Raw genomic sequence first — 24,344 nt, forward strand, 5'->3', positions numbered from 1 at the left:
ATCCAATACAGAAGGGATTTATTTTGCATATTGTGGTGTGTGTGAAGGCTGTGGCAGACCGCTTACCGGATCTGGGGAGCTACCGGAATCCGGATGCCGGGGAAGGGCTGCACATGAATGAGTGGGACAGTGTGGCTGTGGAAGCTGCCTTACAGTTCCGCAGCAGGGAAGGGGAGACCCGGGTCAGTGTTCTCACTGCCGGGCCTCCGTCCTGGGAGGGGGTGCTGCGTCGCGCTCTGGGGATGGGGGTGGATGGGGCTTTACGTGTGGAACACCAGCCGGATCCTGCCCATCCTGCCAAAACCGCCAGAGCGCTGGCTTCAGGTCTTCGAACCCTGGAGCCGGATATCATCCTCTGTGGGGCCATGGGAGAAGATGGAATGCAGGCGGCCACACCGCCCATGCTGGCTGCCGCTCTGGATCTTCCTTTTTGTACCATGGCCATGGCGCTGGATCTGGAGCAGCGGGGACTGAAGGTCTCCTGCGAAGCCGAAGGCGGAAAGCGGAAACGCTATTTTCTGCCCCTGCCCTGTCTTGTGAGCGTACAGACGGGGATGTATGCGGCACGGTATCCCAGGCTTTCCCTGATGCTGAAAGCCGACAAGGCCATCATTCCAGTGCTGGCCTTTCAGGATGACACAAAATCCGGAATTGTCATGGAAGGTTTCGATATACCGCCTCCCAGCCGCAGGGTACGTTTTCTTGAAGGCAGCGCAGAAGAAAAGGCCGCCGCCCTTCTGGGGCTTCTCACTGAACGGGGCTGGCTGGATCATGGCAACATCAAGGAGGACTCATGGAGATCCTGATGCTTCTTGGCCCTGGAGACAGCCTGACAGCAGCGGCTGAAATGCTGACCCTGGCCCGAGAGCTCTCGGTGGACAGGGACTCCGCTCCCGCTTTTCTGCTTCCTCTGGGGGCAGAAAACGAACGGCTCTCCGATCTTGCCGCCCTTGGAGCCCCTGTCCGTTGCCTTTCCGGGATGGAGAACCAGGAAATTACCCCTGAAGGCCTGCTCTTTTCTCTTCGCACGTGTCTGAAGGAGAAGGTTCCGGATCGTGTCCTCATGCCCGACGCCGGGATCTGGAGAAGTGTGGCACCTGCCCTGGCCTTTCATCTGGATGCCGGGTATGTGGCCTCTGTCCGGGGACTGCGCAGGGATGCAGGAGGACTTCTGCTGGGCCGTCAGACCTGGAGCGGCAGGCGCATGGCCTGGTTGCGTCCCCTGGAAGGGCCTTGTGTGCTTACCGTGGTGCAGGGGGCGTTTGAAGCTTCTGAACAGGGAGGGCGGCCCGGAGTGATCGAAAGCCTTTCAGCAGTTCACATACAGAGCCGTACCCGTTTCTGCGGTGAGGAGGCGGGTTCCGGTGTTGCCGCAGGCCTGAAGGAAGCCCGCATCATTCTGGGCGCAGGCCGGGGTGTGGGGGGAGCGGAAGGAATGGAGCTGCTTTCCAGACTTGAAGCCTGTCTGCCCGGAAGCATTCTGGGAGGCAGTCGGCCCGTATGTGACGGCGGATGGCTCCCCTATGACAGGCAGATCGGTGAGACGGGGGCGGACGTGGCTCCGGAGCTGTATTTTGCCTGTGGTATTTCCGGGGCATCCCAGCACCTTGCGGGCATGGAGCGTTCCGGTTTCGTGGTGGTGCTGAACAAGGAGAAATCCGCACCCTTTTTTCGGCATGGGGATCTGGGGATTGTGGAGGATCTGCATACCTTTTTGCCCGCATTGCTGAACATGCTGGAAAAAAAAGCCAGCGGATAAGAACGGGGATTCTTTTCTGTCGGCGTCAGTCAATGCCATGCTCTGCCAGGAGGGCATCAATATTTTCCTGGGAAATTTTGTGCTGTACTTCTTCCCGGATTTCCTTGCTGTTCTTGTCGGGGTTGGCTTCTTTGTCGCGGAGCATGAGGTTGTGGGAAATATAGAGACGGTTGATGATTTCCTCCACCTTACGGATGAAGAGGATGACCTTGCGCATTTTCTGGCCGATGAGATCCTGAAACCCCAGGGCCGTCAGGATCTGGATGAAGTCTTCCTGAAGGCCGTCCATGTAGGCGGTGATGGCTTCAGGAGAAGCATCATCTGTTTCCATGCGGCTCCGGTGGGTTTCCAGGGCTTCCATCTGACGCTCCACAATGTCCATGATGGAAAAGGTGGCATCTTCCGTTCTTGCATGAATGTCTTCCAGCTGGATGACGGTCTGGTTAAAGGCCTCTCCCGGCGCATCCCCTGCGACAGGGTCTTCTCCTGCCGTTTCCTTGCGGAGTTTGCGCATTTCCCGGACAAGATCCTCCAGACCTTCGGTGATATCCGTTGAAATACTCTGGTAAAACTCCCCGTCATTGATGGCCCGGGACAGGGCTTTCTGCACCTCCGTGGCAACGGATTTTTCCAGAGTTTCCTTGATGGTTCTGGAAACATCGGCGTTCAGCTTTTCTGCCAGTCTTGAGAGAATTTCTTCTTCCATGGGCGTCCTGTGGGCTGGGGTGGATTTGGGTTTCAGGGTGAATCGTTTCAGAAAGCCGTTTAACGATCTTTTCCGTATCCTCATGTGGAGGATGCATCCGGGGTGGCGAAAAAGGCATAGCCCAGGCCCGTTGTCTTTGCCCGGTACATGGCCTCATCCGCATAACGGATCAGGGTTTTCAGATCCTTGTTGTCATCGGGATACAGGGCCACACCAAAACTTCCTCCCACAGATACCTTAAGATCTCCGATGTCAATGGGTTCGGAAACGGCCTTCATCAGACGGCGTATGGTTAAGGAGGCATGGATACCGGCCTTCAGATCCGAAAGGGCCATGATAAACTCATCCCCGCCAAAACGGGCCAGGGTATCGGTTTTCCGGAGAGTCTGCTGCAACCTGTCCGCAATCACCTTGAGTACCACATCCCCCGCCTTGTGTCCGTAGGTGTCATTTACAGGCTTGAAACCGTTCAGATCCATGAAGACAATGGCGGTTTTACTCTGATTGCGGCGGGCATGGCTGAGGAGCTGCTCGCCACGTTCCATGAAAAATTCACGGGTGGGCAGGCCGGTCAGGGCATCCCGGTTATCCCGGACAAGTTCACAGGCATGCTTCACCAGCACCACATAACAGGTATGACTTTCCTCATGATACTTCAGGATGACCAGCCGGTCCTCATCCGCTATGAGCTTTTCCGCCCTGTAGCGGATTTCTTTTTTTTCTGTCCGTGATTTTTCCATGAGTACCTGGAGGGTTCCCAGACGGGTACTGGGGATAAGGCTGTGCATGCTTCTGCCGGAAAAATCATGGATGCCCGTGCTGCGGGTCAGGGCCTCATTGGCGTAGACAATGTGGAGACTGGTATCAAGAATGCACATCTCAAGGGGAACCATGTCATGAAAGATGGCAAGGCGGAGAGGATCCATGGCAGTTCTCTTCTCTATGGAGTGGAAGGGATATCATTTTTATTTTGTATAACAGATCCGCCCCCTTCCTGTCCATGGACTTTCCCCGGGAGCGTTTTTCCCGGAGATCAGGGTCAGAAAAAAGGGCGGAAACAGGCCCTCACTCCGCAGGGCGGCGTTTCAGGATTTCTTCCACAAGGACGTCTGCACTGAATCCAAACAGTTCTTCCGTCGTGAAACGATCCAGGTATTCATCCTTCCAGGCAATGGAGTATTCGTTCACATTGTTGCGGATACGATCCAGCTTGCCGCCCATGGCCTTGATCCGGGCGAACAGCGGCACCTTTTCATGGAAGCGTACATCCAGGGAGAGCAGATACTCCACCACTCTTGGGCCTTTGGAGGACGCGGAAAGCAGAGGGATGATGAGCAGTCTGCGGCCATCCTTCTTTCCCTGCCCGATGAAGACATTGCCTTCCTGCACGATGATGCGCTTGCTCCCTCTGAGGGTGGGATCCGTTTCCGTTCGGGAAGACATGGTGATAAGGGTGCCGGTCTTTTTTTCAAGGGAGATGGTGGTCTGCCCATTGGGTTCACCGAGAAGGTTCAGCCCCTGGACTCTGTAGAGGAAGGCACCGTTGACCCCGGAAATCACAGCCTGGAGGTTGCGCAGCACCAGGATGTTCCGGCTGCTGAGCCGGGCGATATCGAGACCATGCTCCTGGATGCTGGTGAAGAGAAGGCCTTCCACCTTTTCTGCAATGCGGCTTGTTCCCACGGTGACGGTTTTGGCCTGGTGCTTGATGGCATCCACGGGCCGGGCCAGGAGGTTGATGGCCCTTCCCAGTTTTTCAAAAAAGAGATTCAGCACCTTCTGGGGTTTTTCCTCCGCACCGAAATCCATTTCCATGTCCCCCATGGGCAGGCGACCGGAGAGGTACTGGGTTAAGAGGAGAATGTCCATGGCCTTGCGGGCATCCATGAGATAGGTGAGGGGCCCTTCGGAAATGGCTTTGCGGAAGAGCCTTGCAAAGCGGGCCATTTCTTCCCGGAAGCGTTTTTCCACTAGGATTTCATGGATGTCCATGCCCTTTTGGGAATACAGGAGCACAAGGTTTTCGATGTGAAGCCTTTCCTGGTAGAGGAAGCGGGAGGCGTCATGAATGGCCAGGGCCGCATGGTAGCCCCAGATATGTCCGGCCAGGGTGGTCAGAAGGGGGGCCAGGTGCTCGGGAAGATCGGGAACGGGTATGATCTGGGCGGCATAGGGATCAAAGCGGTGATCTCCTTCCGCAGCGATCACCACGGGAAGGGCCTTGTGGGCATGGAAAATGGCCGTATCCTTGATGATATCGCCGATCACCGAAGGCCTTGTGCCTGCGGCGCAGACCACAATCAGGGGTTCTGCGGAAAGATCGATGTGTTTTTTGTCCTCCACATAATCCGAGGAAATGGTGCGGTAGCAGAGTTCGCTGAGCTTGATGCGGATTTCATCCGCAGCACTCTTGTTGGGTCCGGAACCCACAGTGGCCCAGTAGGTACGGGAGACGGCAAGCTCCTTTGCCCTTTCTCCGATAACATCCTTTCTGGCCAGCACCCTGCGCATTTTTTCCGGTATGGCCAGAAGTTCCTGAATTTCCGAGGTGATGAATTCCTGGCTCCGTTTTCCCCGGACATGGGTGAGGTGCAGCCCTAAAAGGGCTCCTGCCACCACCTGGGAATAAAAGGCCTTGGTGGAGGCTACGGACATTTCGATATCCCTGCCCGAGCTGGTGTAGAGCACCCCGTCCACCTTGAAGGTGAGATCCGAGTCCCTGCGGTTCACGATGCCAATGGTTTTCGCTCCCCGCTGGCGCACCATATCCACACTGCGGTTGGTATCCGTGGTGGTGCCGGACTGGCTGATGGCCACCACCAGGCAGTCGGCCATGGCATCTTCGCTGTCCGTATCGGAAAGTCCGAAGCCGCTGAGTTCCGAGGCCTTCATGGCCTGGATCTGGATGGCGGGATCAGAAAGGTAATGGCGGAGAAGATCGGCTGAGGCCTGGGCCGCGATGGAGGCTGTCCCCTGGCCGATGAAAAAGACCCGGCGCAGTCTGCCTTCCGCAAAATCTCTGGAAAGACTCTCGGGCACGGCGCTGTTTTCCAGGCTGATCCGGTAGCCGGAGTGTCCATCTTCAGCAAGCCGGAACCTTCCCTGAAGGGTACGGGCAACGGAATTGGGGGACTCGCTGATTTCCTTGATAAAGTAGTGGGGGAAATCCTGACGGTCGATATCCCTTGAGGTGATGGCCGTATGCCGGAGCTGTTCCGGCCCCAGGGTGAGGGGGGTGCCATCGTAGTAGAAGGCATCGATGTCGGCTACGGAATCTGCCGCATTTTCATCGAGAATGAAAATCTGCCCCTGGGTGGGGCCCGTCTGACCTTCCACCACCTTTTCCCCCTCGACCTTGATGAAGGAAGGGGTGCTTTCCACAAAGCCATAGACCTCCGATGCCGCGAGATAATGGTCTTTGCCGATGCCCACAAAGATGGCCTGTCCGGAACCCTTCTGGGCCAGAAAGAGCTTTCCGGGCGCAAGATCTGTCTGCATCCAGATGGCGTGGGAACCTTCAAAGTCGGAAACCGCTCTGCGAAAGGCTTCCCGGATGTCATGGCCTTCCCGGAGATGGTGTTCCACCTGAAGGGGGATCATTTTTGTATCCGTTGTGATTTCTTCGGGAATGGTGTCCCAGCGGTTTTCATAGGCTTTTTTGAGATCAAGGTAATTGTCAATATCACCGTTGAGGGCCACCTGGAGAATGCCTGAGCGGATGGCCCTGGGATCCTGGGTCTGGTTGTCAACGGGGTGGCAGTTGGGAACGGAGATTTCCCCGACAGAGGCCCAGCGGGTATGGGCGGCTACGGAAAAATGGAGGTGGGGCAGGGTGGTCAGCAGGTGAAGGAGGGCATCATTGCGGATCTGGCTGCGCAGAAAGGCACCATTGTCCCCAAGGGAGCCGATTTCTGCGGCAACCTTGTAGGAAAAGGCCAGGCTGATCCTGTGCTGTCCCTTGCGCACGGTGTCCTGGATACTGATGGACTGGTTGCCCAGTACCTTTGGGTTGGCGCGTTCCCGGATCTGATCCACCAGCCCCTCTTTTTCCACCATGGAACGGAAAAGCCGCCATACCTCAGGTTCCAGGGTAAAAAAGAGGGAGATTCCCGCAGAGTCCCTTCCTCTGACTTCAAGGATTTCAATGCTGTTGATCACCATATTGCTGCGGTGAAAGACCGGGGCTGCCCTGTGGGGTGAGGCAGCGGTATTTCTGGCCATGAGCTGGCGGATTTTTTCCACATTTCCAAGGATATCCCTGGACAGGTGCCAGTGGGTGTCCTGCAATTGCTCCAGACGCCGCAGCAGGAGTTTCAGGGTGTCCATATCCAGCCTGTCCTGTTTTGCCAGGAGAAGACGCTGCTGGCTGTCCATCATGCTGCCGAGGGCAGTGCTGAGATCCTTCAGTCTGGCGGCGAGGCTGTCATCACAGAGAATGCGCACGATGGATGCTTCGGATCGCAGCTTTTCAACCTGAAGGGCCAGGGCTTCCACGGGAGCGTCTCCCCCGAGGAAGGTGCTTTGCAGGGTGCCTTTTTCCAGCGCCATATCCTGGGGAGCCGGAATTTCCGCCATCAGCCTGCGAATTTCTGCGATGATTTCGGTAAAGGTGGTATCGGAAAAGGTCTCTTCCGTCTTTTTTTTGTAAGCGATCAGCCCGGAAAGGCCGCAGTGCAGCGTGGTGCTGCTGAGGGGAAAGAGTACAAGGCTGCCCGGAGCCACGGAGTCAGGGGTACGCCCCAGGCATATTTTTCTGGATAAATGAGAAAGGGTAGTGATCAGGGAAGGACATTTTCTGAAAAAGGCCATGGATACCTCAAGGATGTAAGAGGTTTTGTGGATAACCCGCAAGACAAAAAGGGGGCGGCATGGGCCGCTCCCTGGAAATGCAGGTCTGAAATGCCGGGATGTAGAAAAGTCACATGAAAAAATATCATCACCGGAACCATTTAAAGATGGTGTCAGCGTTGCCTGCTGGGTGTGTCGGAAAGGAATGTAAAGGATATGGAGGTATCTGTAAAGTGCTTCCGCTTTCATTGCGGAAGCACTTTCAGGGAGGAAGATCCTTTTCAGGTGCAGGAAAGAAAAGTACAGCCTGCTGTCGTAGCGGGGATACCGGGGCATCAGATCCCGGTATGGGGAGCTGTTTTTGAGCTACATTTTTTCAAAGAGGGCGCGTACCTGCTCCCGGCTCAGTTTGTCCTTCCACTCTTTTCCAAGGCAGTTTTCCCACAAAGGCACCATCCCCATGGAGACATCAATCATTTTTTCCATCTGGGCTTCCGTAAGACCGGCCGTGAGTTTCCGGGGAATCTCTATACCGTTTCTGGCCGCCATGGCACGGAATTCCTTTACCCCTTCGGGATAGAAATCTTCGAGGTAGTCAAAGACAATGGAATTGGCGATACCGTGGTGCAGGCCCAGCACATAGCTTAAGCCATAGGAAAGGGCATGACAGGCCCCCACCTGGGAATAGGCGATGCTCATGCCGCCGAAGTAGGAAGCCATCATGAGTTTTTCATCGGACTCTTCGTGGTGATCCAGGAAAACCTCCCGGCACAGTACCTGGGACTGCTCTCCGAAGGCCCTGGCGTATTCATTGACAAAGGTGCCGCCGAGGGCTTCCACGTTGTGGATGTAACAGTCCATGCCTGTCCAGAACCACTGCTCCGGTATGCTTTCACGTACGCCTGCCAGAAGATCGGGATCCAGCACCACCTGGTCATAGACCGTGTAATCCGAGTTGAGGCCCAGCTTGCGTACAGGGCCTGTGAGTACCGCCGTACGGGAAACCTCGGCACCGGTACCGGCCAGGGTGGGAATGCCCACATGATAGACGGCGGGAAATTTGATGAGATCCCAGCCCTGGTATTCATGGGAGGGGCCGGGATTGGTGAGCATGAGGGAGATGGCCTTGGCCGTATCCAGGATGGAGCCGCCCCCAATACCGATGACCCCGTCGGGAAGGCGATCTTTGCCGCAGAACTGGCGTACTTCTTCCGTAAGGGCATCGATGCCTGTGGTTTTGGGTTCATGATCCACATTGACCCGCAGGAGCAGATCCCCGTCCCGCAGGGGAAGACGTTTTTCCAGGGCTTTTCCCGTAAAAAAAGCATCCAGAACAAACACCATGATGCCCGTTCCCGTTCTTTTCGGCTCCAGGATGGCATCCAGCTGATTCAGAGCGCCGCGTCCGAAGACCACGCGGGGGACAACTTTAAGGTTGCGGTACATGGAAAGGTATCCTTTTATGATATTTTGTATGTGCTGTCGCCTTAGGCCACTTCCGGGACTGAAGATCCCCTGAAACGGATCCCTCACCCCGGCCCTCTCCCAGGGGAGAGGGTGCCATAAGGTATTCTATGTCAGGAAATCGCCTTAAAGGGCGGCAAAGGCTTTTTCAATGCCCTGAATGCGGGTTTCAAGATCTGTTTCTGTCCAGGCCAGACGGATCTGCATGGAAAGGGCACGGCCCATGATGGCATCGGAAACGGGTTTGGAAAGGCCCGTATAGTCCGGGACATCGTGGCGCAGCTCCAGAGGCAGACGGGCAAGACCTGCCATGTTGCGGATGTGATCCCAGCGTCGGATGTAGTGCCAGTTGTTGTCATACCAGTAGAACACCCCATCCACACCCTGGGCGGGAAGGGCCTTGGCCAGAGCGCGGGCCCTGTCTTCCGATTCCATGAAAAAACTTAAGTGGGTGGCGCTGTCCCCTGCAGGATCGGGGATTTCCCGGAAACGGACACCCTTCTGGCGGGACAGGGCATCCTTCAGGATGGCCTTGTTTTTTCGCTGGATTTCAAGGATGGTATCCAGTTTTCTCAGCTGGGCCAGCCCTACGGCGGCATTCATTTCACTGATGCGGAAGTTGAGACCAATGAAGGGGTGGCCCTCGGCCCCCCTGTCGGATCCCACATGGTCGTGTCCATGATCGGAAAAGGCATGGGCCTTGAAATAGAGGTCGGCATCGTTGGTGATGAGTCCACCGCCTTCCCCGCAGGTGATGGTTTTCACATAATCAAAGGAGAAACAGCCCATACGGCCAAAGCTGCCCAGGGCCTTTCCCTGATAGCTGGCTCCCATGGCCTGACAGGCATCCTCTAGAAGCATGAGTCCCTTTTCCCGGCAGAGGGCTTCCAGGGCATCAATGTGGGCCATGGAGCCGCACATGTGTACGGGCATGATGGCTTTGGTTCTCGGGGTAATGGCCGCTGCCGCCGCTTTGGGGCAGAGGCAGAGGGTTTCATCAATGTCCGCAAAAACCGGGGCGGCACCTGCGGCCACAACGGCTTCGATGGTGGCCACAAAGGTGAAGGTGGGAACGATTACCTCATCCCCTGCACCCACACCGCAGGCGGCCAGCATGACCTGAAGGGCTGCGGTTCCGCTGGAAACCAGATGGGCATGGCGGACATCAAGCCGTTCGGCGAGGGTGGTTTCAAAATCCCGGGCTTTAAAAATGCCTTTGCGGGGGCCATCAAAATTGTAGCGCATGAGTACCCCGGTCTGGAGGACTTCCTGCACTTCTTTGCGTTCTTCTTCTCCGAAAATTTCAAAACCCGGCATGTGGATCTCCTTGAAATAAGCAGTATCTGGTCAGGATATGGACAAACCGTCATGGATCACAGGATTTTTTTAAAAGGCATCGGATCTCGTGCGAAAGATCCTTCAGAGCTGTTTTTTTGCATCGGACAGGCTTGTTTCCGCTGAGGCGGGAATGCGGGCGGGATCAAACCAGAAGGAAAAAATACCCTTTGCATATTCTCCCGCCCGTTTTCCGATATAGGCTCCATGCCCCACCATGATGGAGACCACAATTTTACGTCCATCGGGATGGAGGGCATATCCCACAAACCAGTCATACCGGATATCCCGGTTCTGGTTGGAAATGGAGCCGGTTTTGCCCCCCATCTGAAGGGAGGAGAGAACGGCATCCCGGGTATATCCTCTGAAAATACGGCTGACGGTGCCGGAGCGAATGGTTCTTTCCATCATATCCCGCATGGCATCAGCCGTTTCTTTCCGTATGGCCCGCCGTCCACTTTCTTCCGATCCTTGATAGCGAATCCCGCCTTCGGCGTCCATGACTTTCTCAATGATCCGTACCGGAGGCAGTATGCCATCGGAAACAATGGCGGCAGCAATACGGGCACCGTGTATGGGACTGATGAGGGTTTTCCGGTTGAAGCCTGAGGCAATTTCCGCCCAGGCATAGGGCTTTTCGCTGATCTCAATGCGGGATGCGGGCGTGGGGAGATTCCCCGGAGACGGCGTTTCAAAACCAAAGAGCAGAGCATACTGACGCAGTCCGGATTCCTGAAGGTCGTGGTACCCCAGTTTACCGAATACGGGATTGACGCTTTTGGCAAAGGCATCCTTCAGGGTGGTGCGGTTGGTGGAACGATGGATCTGCTGGCTTAACTGACGTTTGTACAGGGTGTACATGTCCCCGTTGAAAAAAAGGGGGCTTTCCGGTGTCAGTCCATGGAGTTCCATGGCTGCGGAAGCCGCAATGATTTTAAACAGGCTGGCCGCAGGGTGCAGGGTGAGGGCAACGGAGGGATCTCCTCCGTTCTGATCCGAGCGGCTGCCCGCAAGCCCCAGAATTTTACCGTTTTCCGGTTGCATCACCACAAGGGAAAGCAGCTCCGGTCTTCCCCTGCCCGCAGTTTCGGCCTGACGTATGGCGGCCTGAAGATGCTCCTGAAGCTGCGGGTTGACCGTTGTCAGGGCTTTGAAGGAAAGGCCCTGGACAAGGATGTCCATGCCAGGTTTTCCCAGAGAGTGGGGAGGCATTTTCTGCAATACCCGTTGGAGAAGGGCATCGGTGAAGACCGCTTCCGGTGCTTCCGCAGGCTCATGGGGGATATCCGCCTGCTGTTCCTTTTCCTTTTCAGGAGGACGGGAGGTCTTGTACCAGATCCCCCAGAAGAGCAGCAGCAGGAGAAGGAGAAGAAAACAGATTTTGGGCGCAGCACTGCTTGTTTTCTGTCTCTGAGACTTTTTATGAACCCTCAGGCTTTGTTTTTTCCGCCATGAGGGTTCTGGCTTGTACGAAAATCGATGCATGAAAATCCAGACCGGAGAAAATACCAGAAACAAGGCCTGCCTTTTTTCGTGTAGCATTCCCTGAAAAGGCAGGGGGGCAGTGCATTATTTCACAACAGTACCGGGTACCAGCGGTTTATCAAAACTGGCAAGACAGAGTCCCGCTTCGCCATTGGCAGCAAGTACCATTCCCTCAGAGCGGATCCCCATGAGTTTGGCAGGTTTCAGATTGGATACCAGGATCACCTGAAGGCCCACCAGGGATTCCGGACTGTAGTCCTGGGCGATACCTGCCACCACCTGCCGTGTTTCACCGCCAAGATCCACCTGAAGTTTCAGCAGCTTTTCAGATTTGGGAACCGTTTCTGCGGCCAGAATGGTGGCTACCCGAAGATCCAGACGACTGACATCCTCTATGGAAATGGTGGGTTTGGCGTCCTTGAGTCCTTTGGAAAGGACAGGAGGGGAAGGGGCTTTTTCTCCGGCCTCCTCCTTTTTGGTCTCAATACGGGGAAAAAGGCGCAAGGCTTTGGGAAGGACATGGCCTGTGGGCAGAAGTCCCCAGGTTTTCAGTTTTTCCAGGGTGTTGAAGTCCGGATCGGAAAGGCCGAGGTGCTGCTGCATCTTCACCGCCGTTTCCGGCATGACAGGAGAGATGAGTCCGGAGATGATGCGCAGGCCTTCCAGAAGATTGTAGATGACCGTATCCAGCTCGGCCTGCTGCCCGTTTTTCTGCAATTCCCAGGGAGCTGTGGTGTCAATGTACTTATTGAGCTGGGAGATAAAGCTCCATACAGCCATGAGGGCCTTATGAAAGGCCAGTACGGACATCTCCGTGGTAAAGTGTTCCACAGCGTCGGAAGCACCGGCCATAAGGCCAAAGTCCATGGCCGGTTCCTGGAAGACATCGGGTACAGGCACTTTACCGCCGTAATATTTGTGGGTCATGGCAATGACACGGCTGAAGAGGTTACCGATATCGTTGGCGAGATCCGCATTGATACGACCGACGAGGGCTTCTTCGGAGAAGGAGGCATCCAGACCGAAGACCATTTCGCGCATGAGAAAATAGCGGAAGGCGTCCACACCGTAGGTCGTTTTCATGTCCAGAGGATCCACCACATTGCCAAGGCTTTTGGACATCTTGGTTTCCGCAATGTTCCAGTAGCCATGTACATTGAGATGGGTGTAAAGCGGAATTCCTGCGGCTTTCAGCATGGTGGGCCAGTAAATGCCGTGGGGCTTGATGATGTCTTTGGCCACAATATGCTGAACACCGGGCCAGAGCGTGTGGAATTTTTCACCCTCCGGATAGCCCAGGGCAGAAACGTAATTGCTGAGGGCGTCAAACCAGACATAGGTGACAAAGCGGTCGTCAAAGGGCAGGGGAATTCCCCATTGCAGGCGGGAGGTGGGCCGTGAAATGCACAGATCCTCCAGGGGTTCCCGCAGGAAGGCAAGAATTTCGTTCCTGTACCGTTCCGGACGGATAAAATCCGGATGCTTCTGGATATGATCGATCAGCCACTGCTGGTAACGGCCCATGCGGAAGAAATAGTTGGCTTCCTGGATTTTTTCCGGCTCCGTCAGATGATCCGGGCATTTTCCGTCCACCAGTTCCTTTTCTGTATAGAAACGTTCACATCCGTAGCAGTAAAGCCCCTCATATTCGCTGAAATAGATATCCCCCGCATCATAAATTTTCTGGAGCAGATGCTGTACCACCCGGATATGGGCGGGATCCGTAGTGCGGATGAACTGGTCGTGGGAGATGGAAAGCTCAGGCCAGAGATTCCGGAAGGCGGCACTGATGGTGTCCACGTAGGTACGGGGACTTTGTCCTTCTTTGGCAGCGGCTTTCACAATTTTATCGCCATGCTCGTCCGTTCCCGTAAGGAAATAGGTGGTTTTGCCCTGCATACGGGCAAAGCGGGCCGCCACATCCGCAGCAATGGTGGTATAGGCATGGCCCAGGTGGGGACGGGCGTTGACATAATAAATGGGTGTTGTGATGTAAAAAACCTCGGACATGATGGGATCTCCGGGAGTCATGAGGTCAGGCGGAAGCCCCTCTCTGGGCTTCCGCAGCAAAGAGAACGCAGCCCTTTCGGGCGGCATGGCGGATATTAAACGGGATCATCCATAAGATCCTCCAGCAGGGCAATATCTCCATTGCTTTCCGGCTCTTCTCCTTCTTCGGGAAGAGGAGGGAGAGTCTGGAGCTGCTGCTGGGAGGGGGGGAGGGGTTTGAGTTCTGAAACGGAAAATTCCAGTTCCTGTCCGTCTTCCATACGTACGGCAAGGCGGGCGGCAATGACATTGTGCCGAATGATTCTGCCCTTGCCCTTGGGAGTATCCACCAGTTTGCCGATTTTAGGCACACCGCTTTTGAGATCCCTGTAGGTGCTGTTTTCATAGGTCAGGCAGCACATCAGACGGCCACAGAGTCCGGAAATTTTGGTGGGGTTCAGGGAAAGCCCCTGCTCTTTGGCCATACGGATGGAAACCGGTTCAAATTTTTCAATAAAGGCACTGCAACAGGTCTGACGACCACAGCGACCGATACCGCCGCACATCTTGGCCTGATGCCGTATGCCCACCTGGCGCATTTCAATGCGAACCCGGAACTCTTTGACCAGATTTTTCACAAGCTGTCTGAAATCCACCCGTCCTTCGGAGGTGAAAAAAAAGGTGAGCTTGGAAGCGTCAAAGGTGCTTTCCACGGAAAAAAGGTTCATGGAAAGGTTCAGGTTTTCCACTTCCCTTTTGCAGAAATGTTCAGCCCTTTCCTCCGTTTCGCGGTTTTCTTCCATGCGCAGGAAGTCCGTTTCATCCGCAAGACGCAGGATTTTTTTTAAGGGAAATCCCGTATAGGGGCTGTCCTGCTCCCGTACCGGGGTGGCCAGGTTGGCAAAGCCCAGGCCCTGTTCCGTTTCCACAATGACCGCATCCCCAAGGGACAGATCCAGGTCACCGGCATTGAAATCATAAATTTTACCTGCGGCCTTGAAGCGTACTCCCGCAATTCGGATCATGATACCCCCAAAGCTCAGAAATCCGGTTCCAGGACAGACCTGGCGCCGGATTTCGGCGTGTTTCAGATAGAATAAGGCTGTGCTTATGCAAGGGAAAAGCCGGAACCTCTGTACTGCGTCAGATGCAGAAGCAGGATCTCCAGCAGGAGACGGGGCAGGGCGTTCTGTTCCATGCGTTTTCTTGCCCCGTGGATGTTCTGGATAACACCCAGGGCCTCCTCTGCGGAAATTTTCCGGCCTGCGGCAAGAAGATCCTCCCGGCAGTCCAAAGAAAGTCCATGGATGCATAGCATGTCCGCATCCATGGCCGCAAGGCAGATATCCCGGAAAAGACCTTCGAGAATATCGAGAGCCAGTTCCGCATTTTCCCTGTCCGGTGCCAGCCATTCAGCCAGAACCATGGCTTTGGAAGGGGGGAGAGGGAGGTTTTCAGCCAGAACACGGGCCAGGATACGTCGCCTGCTGCCTGCCCTTGCCAGTTTTTCTCCCTGCTGGCGATCCCCGCAGGCCAGCCGTGCTGCGGCAAGGGCCGCTGCACTGTCCGGAGCAAGGGGGGCAATCTCTCCGGCCAGTATCTCATCGGACAAAGGTCGAAAACGGAACTCCTGACATCGGGAACGTATGGTTTCCAGCAGCCAATGGGGATGGCTGCTCAGGAGGATGAAGTACGTGCCGTCCGGAGGTTCTTCCAGTATTTTGAGCAGGGCATTGGCAGATTCCCGGTTGAGGGTTTCCGCCTCTTCCAGGATGACAAAACGCATCCGGGCTTCATGCGGTCTGCGCATCAGTCTTTCGGACAGATCCCGGATGCTGTCAATGCGGAGGATACCGTTTACAGGGCTGATCCGGAGAAAATCCGGGTGCTGATCCAGAAGGATTCTGCGGCAGGACCGGCATTCCCCACAGGGCGGGGACTCTGCCTTGCAGTTGGCCTGCATCATCAGGGTTCTGGCGGCAAGACCCCTGCCACATCCCGGCATACCGGAAAAAAGCAGGCCCTGGGGCAGCCGTCGGGAAGACAGCATACCCTCCAGGGCCCGGATGACCGTGTCCTGTCCCCTGAGATTCCAGAATCCGTATGGGGGCTGGGCTGGAAGGGTCAAGGTTTATCCCCTGACATTTTTTTCCGTTTTGTGGGGATAATCCACACGTTCCTTCAGTTCCTTGCCGCACTTGAAAAAAGGCAGTTTTTTGGGTTGAATCTGTACCTTTTCCCCTGTTTTGGGGTTACGGCCTGTGTAACTTTTGTATTCCTTGATAAAAAAGCTGCAAAGTCCCCGGATTTCTACCCGCTCTCCCCGGGCCAGAGCCTCTGTCATGGAATCAAAAAAGATCTGCACCACTTCCGCAGCTTCTGCTTTGGAAATATCGGCTTCATTTTTGAGCGTTGCAATCAGCTCAAGCTTGTTCATGGTCTGCCTCCTCACCGGCGATAAGAAATTCAAGCGAAGTACATAAAAGGAAGGCCTCCGGAAGTCAAGGACTTATCCCATGGGACGGGGCTTTCCCGTCAGACTGTCTGTTTTGTCCTGGGGGCTGCATCCGGGAGTGTGCAGTCCGAGGCCTTTGCGCAGAGCCTGCATCAGCATGTGCAGTACCATCATCTGACCATCTTCCACCTTCTGCATGTCATGGATGGGAACCACCAGGGCAATGTCCGTTATCTTTGCGAGCATCCCACCGTCAAAACCGGAGATTCCCACGGTTTTGGCTCCCCTTTCCCTGCCATAGGCCACGGCCTTGAGCACATTTTCCGAGTTGCCACTGCCGGAAATGGCCAGAATGAGATCCCCTTCCTGAAGGTAGTTTCTGAGCTGTTCCACAAAGATCCGGCTGTAGTCCAGATCATTGGCAATGGCTGTGATCATGGCCATGTTGTCCGCAAGGGAGAGCATGCGGAATTTTTTTTCAAGCTCCAGACAGGAACCCTTGTTGATGTCACAAAGGGCATGGGAGGCGGTGGCCGCACTGCCGCCGTTGCCCAGGATGAAGATGGTCTTCTGGTGCGCATACGCCTCCAGCATGGCCTCACAGAGTGCCGTGAAGGGGGCTTTATCCATTTTTTTCATGGCGTGGTACAGGGTATCGATATATCCGGATGCAAAGGTCTCAAAATCCATGGGTTCTCCTTGATGCAGGGGGCCAGTCCCTCTGGGCGGCGTCCAGGGCTTCGGGAGTTCCGATGTCCCGGAGATAGCCTGCCATGGGAAGACCGAACAGGGTCTCTTTCATATGGGGCAGAACGTGAAGGCCGAGATCATAGGGCGGCCCGCACTGATGGCGTTTCAGAACAGGGAGAAATTCCGGGCCTGCGGCATAGATTCCCGCATTGGCCAGAGAAGATGTGGGAGAGGGGGGTTTTTCCTGAAAATCCGTAATCCGTCCCTCGTCGTTCAGGGTGGCGATACCACAGGCCGAAGGATTGGGAGCCTCAAAAAGGGCCATGGTGAGCTGCGCCCCCCTTTTTTGGTTTTCTCCGTGAGCCGCCGCAAGGCGGGTCAGATCATAATTGCAGAGATTGTCCGCATAAACGATGAGGAAGGTGTCCTCATTTTTTACAAAACTTTCATTTTCAAGGAGGGTGCCCGCACTTCCCAACAGTTTGGGCTCATGACGGGTCTCAATGCGCAGCCGTTTTTCCGGCCAGGTTTCCAGAAAGGCCACCACCTTTTCTGCCAGATGGTGGGTGTTGATCAGCACATCCCTCACACCACAGGCGTAAAGCCGGGTGAGCCAGAGTCCCATGAGGGGCATGTCTCCGATGGGTACGAGACACTTGGGCGTGTGATCCGTGAGGGGTCTGAGCCGGGTGCCCAGTCCTGCGGCCAGGAGAAAGGCCTTCATCCCTGAACCTCCCGGATAACTTTCAGTTTTTTCATGTGGCTGTCCGCATAGGCCAGAATCTCTTCCCTGGCTTCCTGCTGGTTGAGGTGCTCCCAGTAGGCGGCAATGCTGTCTTCGATGCTTCGGCCCGGTGTCCAGCCCAGATCTTCCAGCGCCCGGGTGTCGGAAAAAATATGGCGGGTGTCGCCGTAGCGGTAGTGCCCCCCCCTCTGAACGGGGAGGCGTTTTCCCGTCACTTCCTGAAGCTTTTCATAGAAGGCGTTTACCGTGCAGGCCTTTGCCCCTCCCACATTGAAGATCCGCCCCCTGGCCTTGGGGTGATCCAGCACGAGCAGGTTGGCGTCCACCACATCCTTGATGTTGACAAAATCCCGCACCTGCATGCCGTCCTCAAAGATGAGGGGGCTTCGGCCACAGTAGAGGCTTAAGCAGAAGATGCGCATGGCACCGGAATAAGCGTTGAAAAAGGACTGTCTCGGGCCCTGTACGATGGAGTAGCGCATCACTGTGGTGTCGATGTCTTCCCGTGCGCCCAGACGCAGGGCCGCTTTTTCCTGGGCGTCCTTGGAGAGGGCGTAGGGATTGCAGGGGTTGGCGATGGTCTCGTCCGAGGGCCGCCACTGGAGCAGCGCTCCGCAGAGAGGGCAGGGATGTTCCCAGAGCCCCTGACGCAGGCGGCTTTCCTCCCGGATGTCGGGAATGCCCTCCCAGGCGCAGGCAGGGCAGGCATAGCGGCCTTCCCCCATCACCGCCTGACTGGCCGCCACCACGACTTTTTTCACCCTGCGGCCTGTTCCCTGTTCCGCGAGGATCTCATAGAGAAGGGCCGTACCCATGGCATTCACATGGTAGAAGGTGGAAAAATCCGGAAGATAATCCTGGTAGGCGGCAAAGTGATAGACCGCATCCACCCCCTCAAGGGCTTTGATCCAGTCTTCCTTGCAGCGCACATCCCCCCGTATGAACTGAATCTCCGGATGCAGGTAATCGGGAAGGCCTTTGGGATGGACGTTTTCCTGGAGACAGTCCAGAACCCTCACGGTATGGCCCTTTTCAATGAGGGCGTCCGCCGTGTGGGAACCGATGAATCCGGCACCGCCGGTGATGAGAATATGCATGGGGTTCTCCCCCCCCTTTTTCCGGAAAAGGGGCAAAAGGATGTGTGAAAGGGGTCTATTTGGCGGAATAGGACCGGCCATCAAAGATAATGCGGCTGCCGGATTCACTGAAAAGGAAGGGGAATTCCCGGAATCCCGCAAGACTTTCCCGTACCGCTGCCTGCTGACTGGGGGGGGTGAAAAAGAACATGAATCCCCCGCCACCAGCTCCTGCGATCTTGCCGCCCGTGGCACCGCAGTTTCGGGCGGCTTCGTACATGGCGGTCGTGGCTTCATTGGAGATCCCCGAAGCAAGGCTTTGTTTCAGCTGCCAGTTTTCATGGAGCAGCAGACCGCAGGTTTCCAGATCACCTTCGGCCATGGCCTTTGTAAAGGGTTCCACCAGGGCCACCATGGCGGAAAGGGCCTCCATTTTCTTCTGTTGTCCCAGGTTCTTCTGCTGTTCCGATAAAATGGTATCCGCACTGCGGGTGACGCCCGTAAAAAAAAGCTGCATCCCCTCACAAAGCCTCCGTCGCAGGGCGGGAGCCAGACGGACGGGTTCCCGCAGCACTGTCTCGCCCTTTTTAAAAATAAAACGGTTGAGTCCGCCATAGGCGGCGGCGTACTGATCCTGACGGCCTATGGGTTTTTTCAGGATATCGATTTCAATCCGGCAGGCTTCTTCGGCCAGCTGTTCTGCGGTTACGAGATTGTTTTTATGGGTATGCAGGGCATGGAGCAGGGCCACGGTAATGGCACTGGAGCTGCCCAGTCCGGAACCGGAGGAGGGAATATCGGCAAGGGTGGTGATTTCGACCCCGCCTTCCACTCCGGCCATACGCATGGCTTCCCGTACCAGACCATGACGGATATCCGCCACCCGCCTGACCCGTTCTTTTTCGGAGTAATTGAGATAAATATCCTCGTCAAAGCGTTCCTTCACAATGGCGTAGACATACTTATCAATGGCGGTGCAGATTACCGCCCCGTCCTGCTTGTCATAAAAGGCCCGCATGTCGGACCCGCCACCCACAAAGCTTAAACGTAAGGGGGTTTGTGCAATGATCATGATCACCTTTCGGCAGAAAACGCCCTTCATGGAAAACGAAGGGAAAAGTTCAGGGGACTTTCAGGGTAAAAAGCCGCCATCCAGACTGTGTTCCATCACCCCAAGCCCCGTGAGTGTCCAGTAAAAAGCGATCTTCCGGTCATCCTTGTCATCGGAATAGATGAGATCCAGCTGCCAGCATCCGGCATGGTAACGCAGGCCATAGTCCTGTTTCTGGGTAAGGTCTTCTTTCAGGTTGCGTTCATAGTCCCAGAGCAGGCCCAGATTATCCCGGATCCCCAGATAGCCGCGAAGGTGCAGGGAAGCAGAAAGCGCACTGGCGTAGCGGTGTTCAATATAAAAAGAATGTACCCCCCTTGTGATTTCAGCTCCGGAGCTGTAGGCCGTCCATTCCGCTTCCTGGGGGGACCAGGTGAGATCCCCGAAAAGCCGGACACCGGGTGTGGGGAAAAGGGAGAGTTCCCCTTTGGCATCGGAAAAGGGTTTTTCCCCTCTGGTCTCGGCCCTGTCCATATCATAGTCCTGGGAAATTTTAAAACGCAGGAAATCCCGGTAGACGGATCGGGTTTGTTCTTCCTCTCCGGTTTTTTCCTGAAAACGGGCCGTGAGGGTCTGGGTGAGGCTGTAGGTCATGCGCCGTTTTTTTCCGATACGGTCAAGATCATCAAAAAACGGCAGGTTTTCCTGGTCTTTTTCCGGCACATATTCAAAGGTGATGCGAGGTTGCAGGCTGTGGCGTATTCTGTCCGCACGGGTAAAACCGCCCCCAAAAACCTTGTAGATTTCCGTAAAAAGATCCATGCGGGCATCATAGAGAAAGCGGTTGTCGGTCTGGTAGCCCTCCCTGCTGTCCTCCAGGGGATTTTCACTGTACCAGACGGTCTGACGCAGCCCAAAGGAAGGTTCAGCGGAAACGGGCCCCAGGCGAAAGGGGGCATAGAGACGGGGAGCGAGATCCACCCGTGTTCCGCGTTCGCCGTTGATACGGTAAAAATAGGCACTCTCTCCTTCAAGATTGTGGTAAAGGGGCAGGGTGGCAATCCGCTGTCTCCGGCTGGAAAGGGAAAGGCGGGGCAGGCGCTGTACCGTGTCGTCCTGAAGATCCTGGCTGCGTTTTCTCACAGCATCCTCCCAGACCACTTCCCCTTCCATACGGAAAACCTCACCGGTTTTTGAAAGGAGCAGACGGTTGCTGCGGGTTTCTTCTTTCTCCGGATCCACATCCCGGCCAAATTCCTTCTGAAAAAGGGCATTGGTTTTGACAAAACCGAGGCTGCCGCTCTTGAAGTCATCGAAGTAATGGGTATCGCTTAAAAAATCCAGATCCACAAAACCCTGGGTGCTTTCGGAAAGGACAAAATTTTCTTTCATGCGGAACCAGTAGCGATCCTGTGCCACCCCATCCTGACGGGATGTTTCCGTGGGGTCACTGCCCTGGAGGCCATCAAGACGCAGGGTGAGCCTGTCTTCACTGCTCCACATTTTCCGGTATTCCAGCCCCAGGCGATCCCGGCCCTTTTCCATCAGATGATAATATAAGGTAGCGTCCGAACTTTCACTGAGGGCCAGATAGAGGGGCTGGAGGTGCTCATACCCATAACGTTCGGAAAGATGGATTTCCGGCAGGAGCAGACCGCTTTGCCGTTTTACCTTTGCCGGAAAAAAAAGCCAGGGGGTGTAGAGGGTGGGAACCCCCCTCACCCGGAAGGCTCCATGGTTCAGGGTGCCGTAGCCTTCAAGGGTAAGGGCAATGCGGGCTGCGGTGATCTCCCAGTCCGGTGTTTCCCCATCGCAGGTGGTCAGACCCGCATCATCAATCACATAGCTCTGTTCTCCTGTGCGTTCAATGCGCTGACCCCGGATGCGGAACTGGGACTGGGAGACAAAGAGACGGCCATTTTCAAGAAAGCCCCTTTGTGTCTTCATATCATAGACAATCCGGTCTCCCTCCATGCGGTCTGCATCCATACGCAGAACGATGGTACCTTCTCCGGTAATGTATCCGGTATCCGGTGCATAGGATACCTGATCCGCAGTGAGCACCATGGTCTCATTTTCGATGCGGACATTGCCCCTTGCCGTATAGGTTCCGGATGCGGGATCATAGCTCATGCTTTCGGCATGGAAGTCATAGGGATGCATTTCCTGGGCGAGGGCAGGGGAGCCCCCCGCCATGAGACAGAAAAAAAAGAGACCCAGGCAGACAGAAAAACGCATTGGCAGAAAATCCTGTGTTTTTTGGAGGAGAAGAAGGGGGCTGGGGCTTTCCCTTGAACCTCTGAAGGTTATGGACTATACATGCACTTTCCTGACCGGACAAGGGCAGGAAGGCCTAAAAAGGACAAAACAACCAACAAAACTCCATACGATTTCAAAGAAGGAACGATCATGCTCATAACCCTCTGCGGCGGCGAAGGCGCAGGCAAAAGCACCCAGGTGAAACGGCTTTCCGAAGCCCTGAAAGGACGGGGCTTTTCCGTGGTGTGTACACGGGAGCCGGGAGGAACGGCCATCGGCAGAAAAATCCGTGCCCTGCTGCTGGATCCTGAAAATCGGGAGATGACAGGGGAAACGGAGCTTTTTCTTTATGCCGCAGACCGCTGCCAGCACCTTGGCGAGGTGGTTCGGCCTGCCCTTGCCGCAGGCAGGATTGTGATCAGCGATCGTTTTGCCGACAGCACCACCGTGTATCAGGGGGTGGCCCGCGGGCTGGATCCCCGGCGTATCCGTAATGTCCATGCGCTTGTGCTGGAGGGGCTGAAACCGGATATCACCTTTCTTCTGGATCTCCCCCCCGAAAAAGGCCTTGCCCGTGCCCTGGCAGAGGTGGGAACAGGCGGGCGACCCGGTGATGAAACCCGCTTTGAAAAGGAAAGCCTTGTTTTTCACCAGAAGATCCGGGAAGGTTTTCTTGCCCTGGCTGTGGAGGAAAAAGATCGTTTTTGTCTTCTGGATGCCCTGGAACCTGTGGAAACCCTCACGCAAAAAATGCTTGAGATCTGTCTTGCCCTGCTGGAAAAAAAGAAAAAGGAGAGGCCATGAGCAGTCTGGAAGAAACGGAAAAATGGCGGGAAATACTTTTTGAGGAAACCTTTGACCGTATCTGTGCCGAAGTGCGGCGTCAGAAGGACGCCAGTCCCCGGTTTTCCATCGGAGATCTGGAGGCCCGTCTCAATGACCGCTACCTGAGCTATGGGCATGGCTGGGATGGGGGAGGCCCTGTTCAGGAAGTACGGCTTTCTGCGGAAATTGCGGCTCTGGAATCCCTCCTTGCCGAATGGCGGGGCGGGCTTTCTCCCCTGAAGCGTATCTGAGCCATGGAGACTTTCCGGTCTTCCCTGTCCGGGGTGGCGGAGGCGCGTATCCGTCGGCAGAATGCTGTCCCCTTCCGTGGGGACGGGGACTATGTGCTTTACTGGATGCAGCAGTCCCAGAGGGTGGCGGAAAACCATGCCCTGGCCTTTGCCCTGGAAATGGCGTCCTTTCTGCAAAAACCTCTGGTGGTGGCCTTCTGCCTTTTTGGGGGCTACCCTGAGGCCCGCTGGCCGCATTTTGTCTTTATGCTGGAGGGCCTGAAGGCGCTTTCCCGGAAGTTTGAGGCCCTGAACATTCCCTTTGTGCTGCGTATCGGAGAGCCTGAAGCCGTGCTGCCTGCCCTGATTCACAAGGCTGAAGCACTGGTTCTCGATGTGGGCTATCTGCGGCACCAGAAACGGTGGCGGGAGCATTTTGGCCGGGAAGCCGGATGTGCTGTTTTCGCTGTGGAGTCCGATGTGGTGGTGCCCCTGGCCCAGGCTCTGGAGCGCAGGGCCTGGGCCGCCCATGTGCTGCGCCGGAAAATCCTGCCCCTGCTGCCGTTTTTTCTGGAGGAGCCCCATATGCCCGCAGCCCTGCCCTTCCGGGGCCTGCCGCCTGCGGGGGAAGATGCCGGAGAGGGAGAGGCCCTTTTACGGCGGGCAGGAGTTCCCTTTTCGCCCCTTCCCCCGGCCTCGCCTTTTCAGGGGGGTGAAGATGCGGCAAGGCGCTGTCTTGAGGATTTTCTTCTGAAAAAAGCGGACCGGTATGTGAAGGAACGCAGCCTGCCCCATTGTCATGCCGTTTCCTTTCTCTCCCCCTACCTGCATTTTGGCATGATTGCCCCGACCCTTGTGCTGCGGCGGATTCAGGCCAGTCCTCTGAAGCCGGAAGTTCGGGATGCCATTGTGGAGCAGCTTGTGGTACGGCGGGAACTGGCCATGAATTTTGTGCAGTACACGCCGGACTATGACCGCTACGAGGCCCTGCCTTCCTGGGCACAGGAAACCCTGGCGGCACACAGCAAGGATGTCCGGCCTTTTCTTTACAGCCTGGAGGCCCTGGAGAAGGGGGAAAGTCATGATCCTTACTGGAATGCCGCCATGAAGGAAATGCGGCTGACGGGCTATATGCACAATGTGATGCGCATGTACTGGGGGAAAAAGATTCTCGAATGGTCACCTTCTCCGGAAGAGGCCTTTGAACGGCTGCTTTTTCTCAACAACCGGCACTTTCTCGATGGCCGGGATCCCTGTTCCTATGCGGGCTGCGGCTGGATCCTGGGGCTTCATGACAGACCCTGGCCTTCCCGCCCTGTTTTTGGCAGTATCCGGTTTATGACGGCATCGGGACTGGAGCGTAAAAGCCGTATCCGGGACTATGTTTCCTGGGTGGACGCCCTTGAGTGATCTTGTTATGCTGTCCTGTAAATTTTTTGCAGCATCCGGCCACCCGCCAGCGTGTCTTGATCTGTCTGAAACCCAGA

The 24,344-nt window shown here is 55.7% G+C and carries 20 protein-coding genes; 5 read left to right on the forward strand and 15 right to left on the reverse strand.

Annotation, left to right across the window (positions count from 1 at the left end; genetic code table 11):
* Nucleotides 1-32: 32 nt before the first annotated feature.
* Together BR04_RS02960 and BR04_RS02965 are read left to right on the forward strand one after the other, a co-directional pair.
* A complete protein-coding gene (locus BR04_RS02960) occupies nucleotides 33-806 on the forward strand; it encodes an electron transfer flavoprotein subunit beta/FixA family protein (protein ID WP_496354710.1) in 774 nt (257 codons plus the stop codon).
* Nucleotides 794-1,759 carry an electron transfer flavoprotein subunit alpha/FixB family protein gene (locus BR04_RS02965; RefSeq protein ID WP_496354497.1) on the forward strand — a complete coding sequence of 322 codons (966 nt, stop codon included), beginning with the start codon at nucleotides 794-796 and terminating at the stop codon, nucleotides 1,757-1,759. Before BR04_RS02960 ends, BR04_RS02965 begins: the two co-directional genes overlap by 13 nt.
* Nucleotides 1,760-1,784: 25 nt before the next feature.
* Here the strand turns inward: BR04_RS02965 and BR04_RS02970 are convergent, their stop codons facing one another.
* The 15 genes from BR04_RS02970 to BR04_RS03040 form a co-directional block, all read right to left on the reverse strand.
* Nucleotides 1,785-2,465 carry a protein phosphatase CheZ gene (locus BR04_RS02970; RefSeq protein WP_496354498.1) on the reverse strand — a complete coding sequence of 227 codons (681 nt, stop codon included), beginning with the start codon at nucleotides 2,463-2,465 and terminating at the stop codon, nucleotides 1,785-1,787.
* An 80-nt stretch (nucleotides 2,466-2,545) separates the two neighbouring features.
* Nucleotides 2,546-3,391, reverse strand: a complete 846-nt coding sequence (locus BR04_RS02975) for a diguanylate cyclase domain-containing protein (protein ID WP_496354499.1) — start codon at nucleotides 3,389-3,391, stop codon at nucleotides 2,546-2,548.
* A gap of 139 nt (nucleotides 3,392-3,530) precedes the next feature.
* Nucleotides 3,531-7,274 (reverse strand): SIS domain-containing protein, encoded by a 3,744-nt coding sequence (locus BR04_RS02980; RefSeq protein WP_496354500.1) that lies wholly within the window; start codon nucleotides 7,272-7,274, stop codon nucleotides 3,531-3,533.
* A 345-nt stretch (nucleotides 7,275-7,619) separates the two neighbouring features.
* Nucleotides 7,620-8,699, reverse strand: coding sequence for an iron-containing alcohol dehydrogenase family protein (locus BR04_RS02985; protein ID WP_496354501.1), 1,080 nt, complete (start codon nucleotides 8,697-8,699; stop codon nucleotides 7,620-7,622).
* 144 nt (nucleotides 8,700-8,843) lie between these two features.
* Nucleotides 8,844-10,034 (reverse strand): DegT/DnrJ/EryC1/StrS family aminotransferase, encoded by a 1,191-nt coding sequence (locus BR04_RS02990; protein WP_496354502.1) that lies wholly within the window; start codon nucleotides 10,032-10,034, stop codon nucleotides 8,844-8,846.
* A 102-nt stretch (nucleotides 10,035-10,136) separates the two neighbouring features.
* Complete coding sequence (locus tag BR04_RS02995) at nucleotides 10,137-11,537, reverse strand: penicillin-binding transpeptidase domain-containing protein (protein WP_496354503.1); 1,401 nt, start codon at nucleotides 11,535-11,537, stop codon at nucleotides 10,137-10,139.
* An 84-nt stretch (nucleotides 11,538-11,621) separates the two neighbouring features.
* Complete coding sequence (gene metG / locus BR04_RS03000) at nucleotides 11,622-13,547, reverse strand: methionine--tRNA ligase (RefSeq protein WP_496354504.1); 1,926 nt, start codon at nucleotides 13,545-13,547, stop codon at nucleotides 11,622-11,624.
* A gap of 95 nt (nucleotides 13,548-13,642) precedes the next feature.
* Nucleotides 13,643-14,551, reverse strand: a complete 909-nt coding sequence (locus tag BR04_RS03005) for a PSP1 domain-containing protein (RefSeq protein WP_496354505.1) — start codon at nucleotides 14,549-14,551, stop codon at nucleotides 13,643-13,645.
* An 83-nt stretch (nucleotides 14,552-14,634) separates the two neighbouring features.
* Nucleotides 14,635-15,654, reverse strand: coding sequence for a DNA polymerase III subunit delta' (holB, locus tag BR04_RS03010; protein ID WP_496354506.1), 1,020 nt, complete (start codon nucleotides 15,652-15,654; stop codon nucleotides 14,635-14,637).
* A 3-nt stretch (nucleotides 15,655-15,657) separates the two neighbouring features.
* Nucleotides 15,658-15,963, reverse strand: coding sequence for an HU family DNA-binding protein (locus BR04_RS03015; RefSeq protein WP_496354507.1), 306 nt, complete (start codon nucleotides 15,961-15,963; stop codon nucleotides 15,658-15,660).
* 72 nt (nucleotides 15,964-16,035) lie between these two features.
* Nucleotides 16,036-16,671: an SIS domain-containing protein gene (locus BR04_RS03020; RefSeq protein WP_496354508.1), complete on the reverse strand. Its 636-nt coding sequence runs from the start codon at nucleotides 16,669-16,671 to the stop codon at nucleotides 16,036-16,038.
* Complete coding sequence (locus BR04_RS03025) at nucleotides 16,661-17,395, reverse strand: nucleotidyltransferase family protein (RefSeq protein WP_496354509.1); 735 nt, start codon at nucleotides 17,393-17,395, stop codon at nucleotides 16,661-16,663. The genes BR04_RS03020 and BR04_RS03025 overlap by 11 nt, the downstream gene beginning before the upstream one ends.
* On the reverse strand, nucleotides 17,392-18,513 hold the full coding sequence (locus tag BR04_RS03030) for an NAD-dependent epimerase/dehydratase family protein (protein ID WP_496354510.1): 1,122 nt from the start codon (nucleotides 18,511-18,513) through the stop codon (nucleotides 17,392-17,394). Before BR04_RS03030 ends, BR04_RS03025 begins: the two co-directional genes overlap by 4 nt.
* A 55-nt stretch (nucleotides 18,514-18,568) precedes the next feature.
* A complete protein-coding gene (locus BR04_RS03035) occupies nucleotides 18,569-19,564 on the reverse strand; it encodes a GHMP family kinase ATP-binding protein (protein WP_496354511.1) in 996 nt (331 codons plus the stop codon).
* A 60-nt stretch (nucleotides 19,565-19,624) separates the two neighbouring features.
* Complete coding sequence (locus BR04_RS03040; protein ID WP_496354512.1) at nucleotides 19,625-21,781, reverse strand: LPS-assembly protein LptD; 2,157 nt, start codon at nucleotides 21,779-21,781, stop codon at nucleotides 19,625-19,627.
* Nucleotides 21,782-21,952: 171 nt separating this feature from the next.
* Here BR04_RS03040 and tmk point away from each other — a divergent pair, with 171 nt between their 5' ends.
* Genes tmk through BR04_RS03055 form a run of 3 tightly spaced genes read left to right on the forward strand, consistent with a single transcriptional unit; the run spans nucleotide 21,953 to nucleotide 24,267 of the window.
* Nucleotides 21,953-22,606, forward strand: a complete 654-nt coding sequence (tmk, locus tag BR04_RS03045; RefSeq protein ID WP_496354513.1) for a dTMP kinase — start codon at nucleotides 21,953-21,955, stop codon at nucleotides 22,604-22,606.
* A complete protein-coding gene (locus BR04_RS03050; RefSeq protein WP_496354514.1) occupies nucleotides 22,603-22,878 on the forward strand; it encodes a hypothetical protein in 276 nt (91 codons plus the stop codon). Before tmk ends, BR04_RS03050 begins: the two co-directional genes overlap by 4 nt.
* Nucleotides 22,879-22,881: 3 nt before the next feature.
* Nucleotides 22,882-24,267: a deoxyribodipyrimidine photo-lyase gene (locus BR04_RS03055; RefSeq protein WP_496354515.1), complete on the forward strand. Its 1,386-nt coding sequence runs from the start codon at nucleotides 22,882-22,884 to the stop codon at nucleotides 24,265-24,267.
* Nucleotides 24,268-24,344 lie beyond the last annotated feature (77 nt).

This window comes from Desulfobotulus sapovorans DSM 2055, assembly GCF_059569355.1.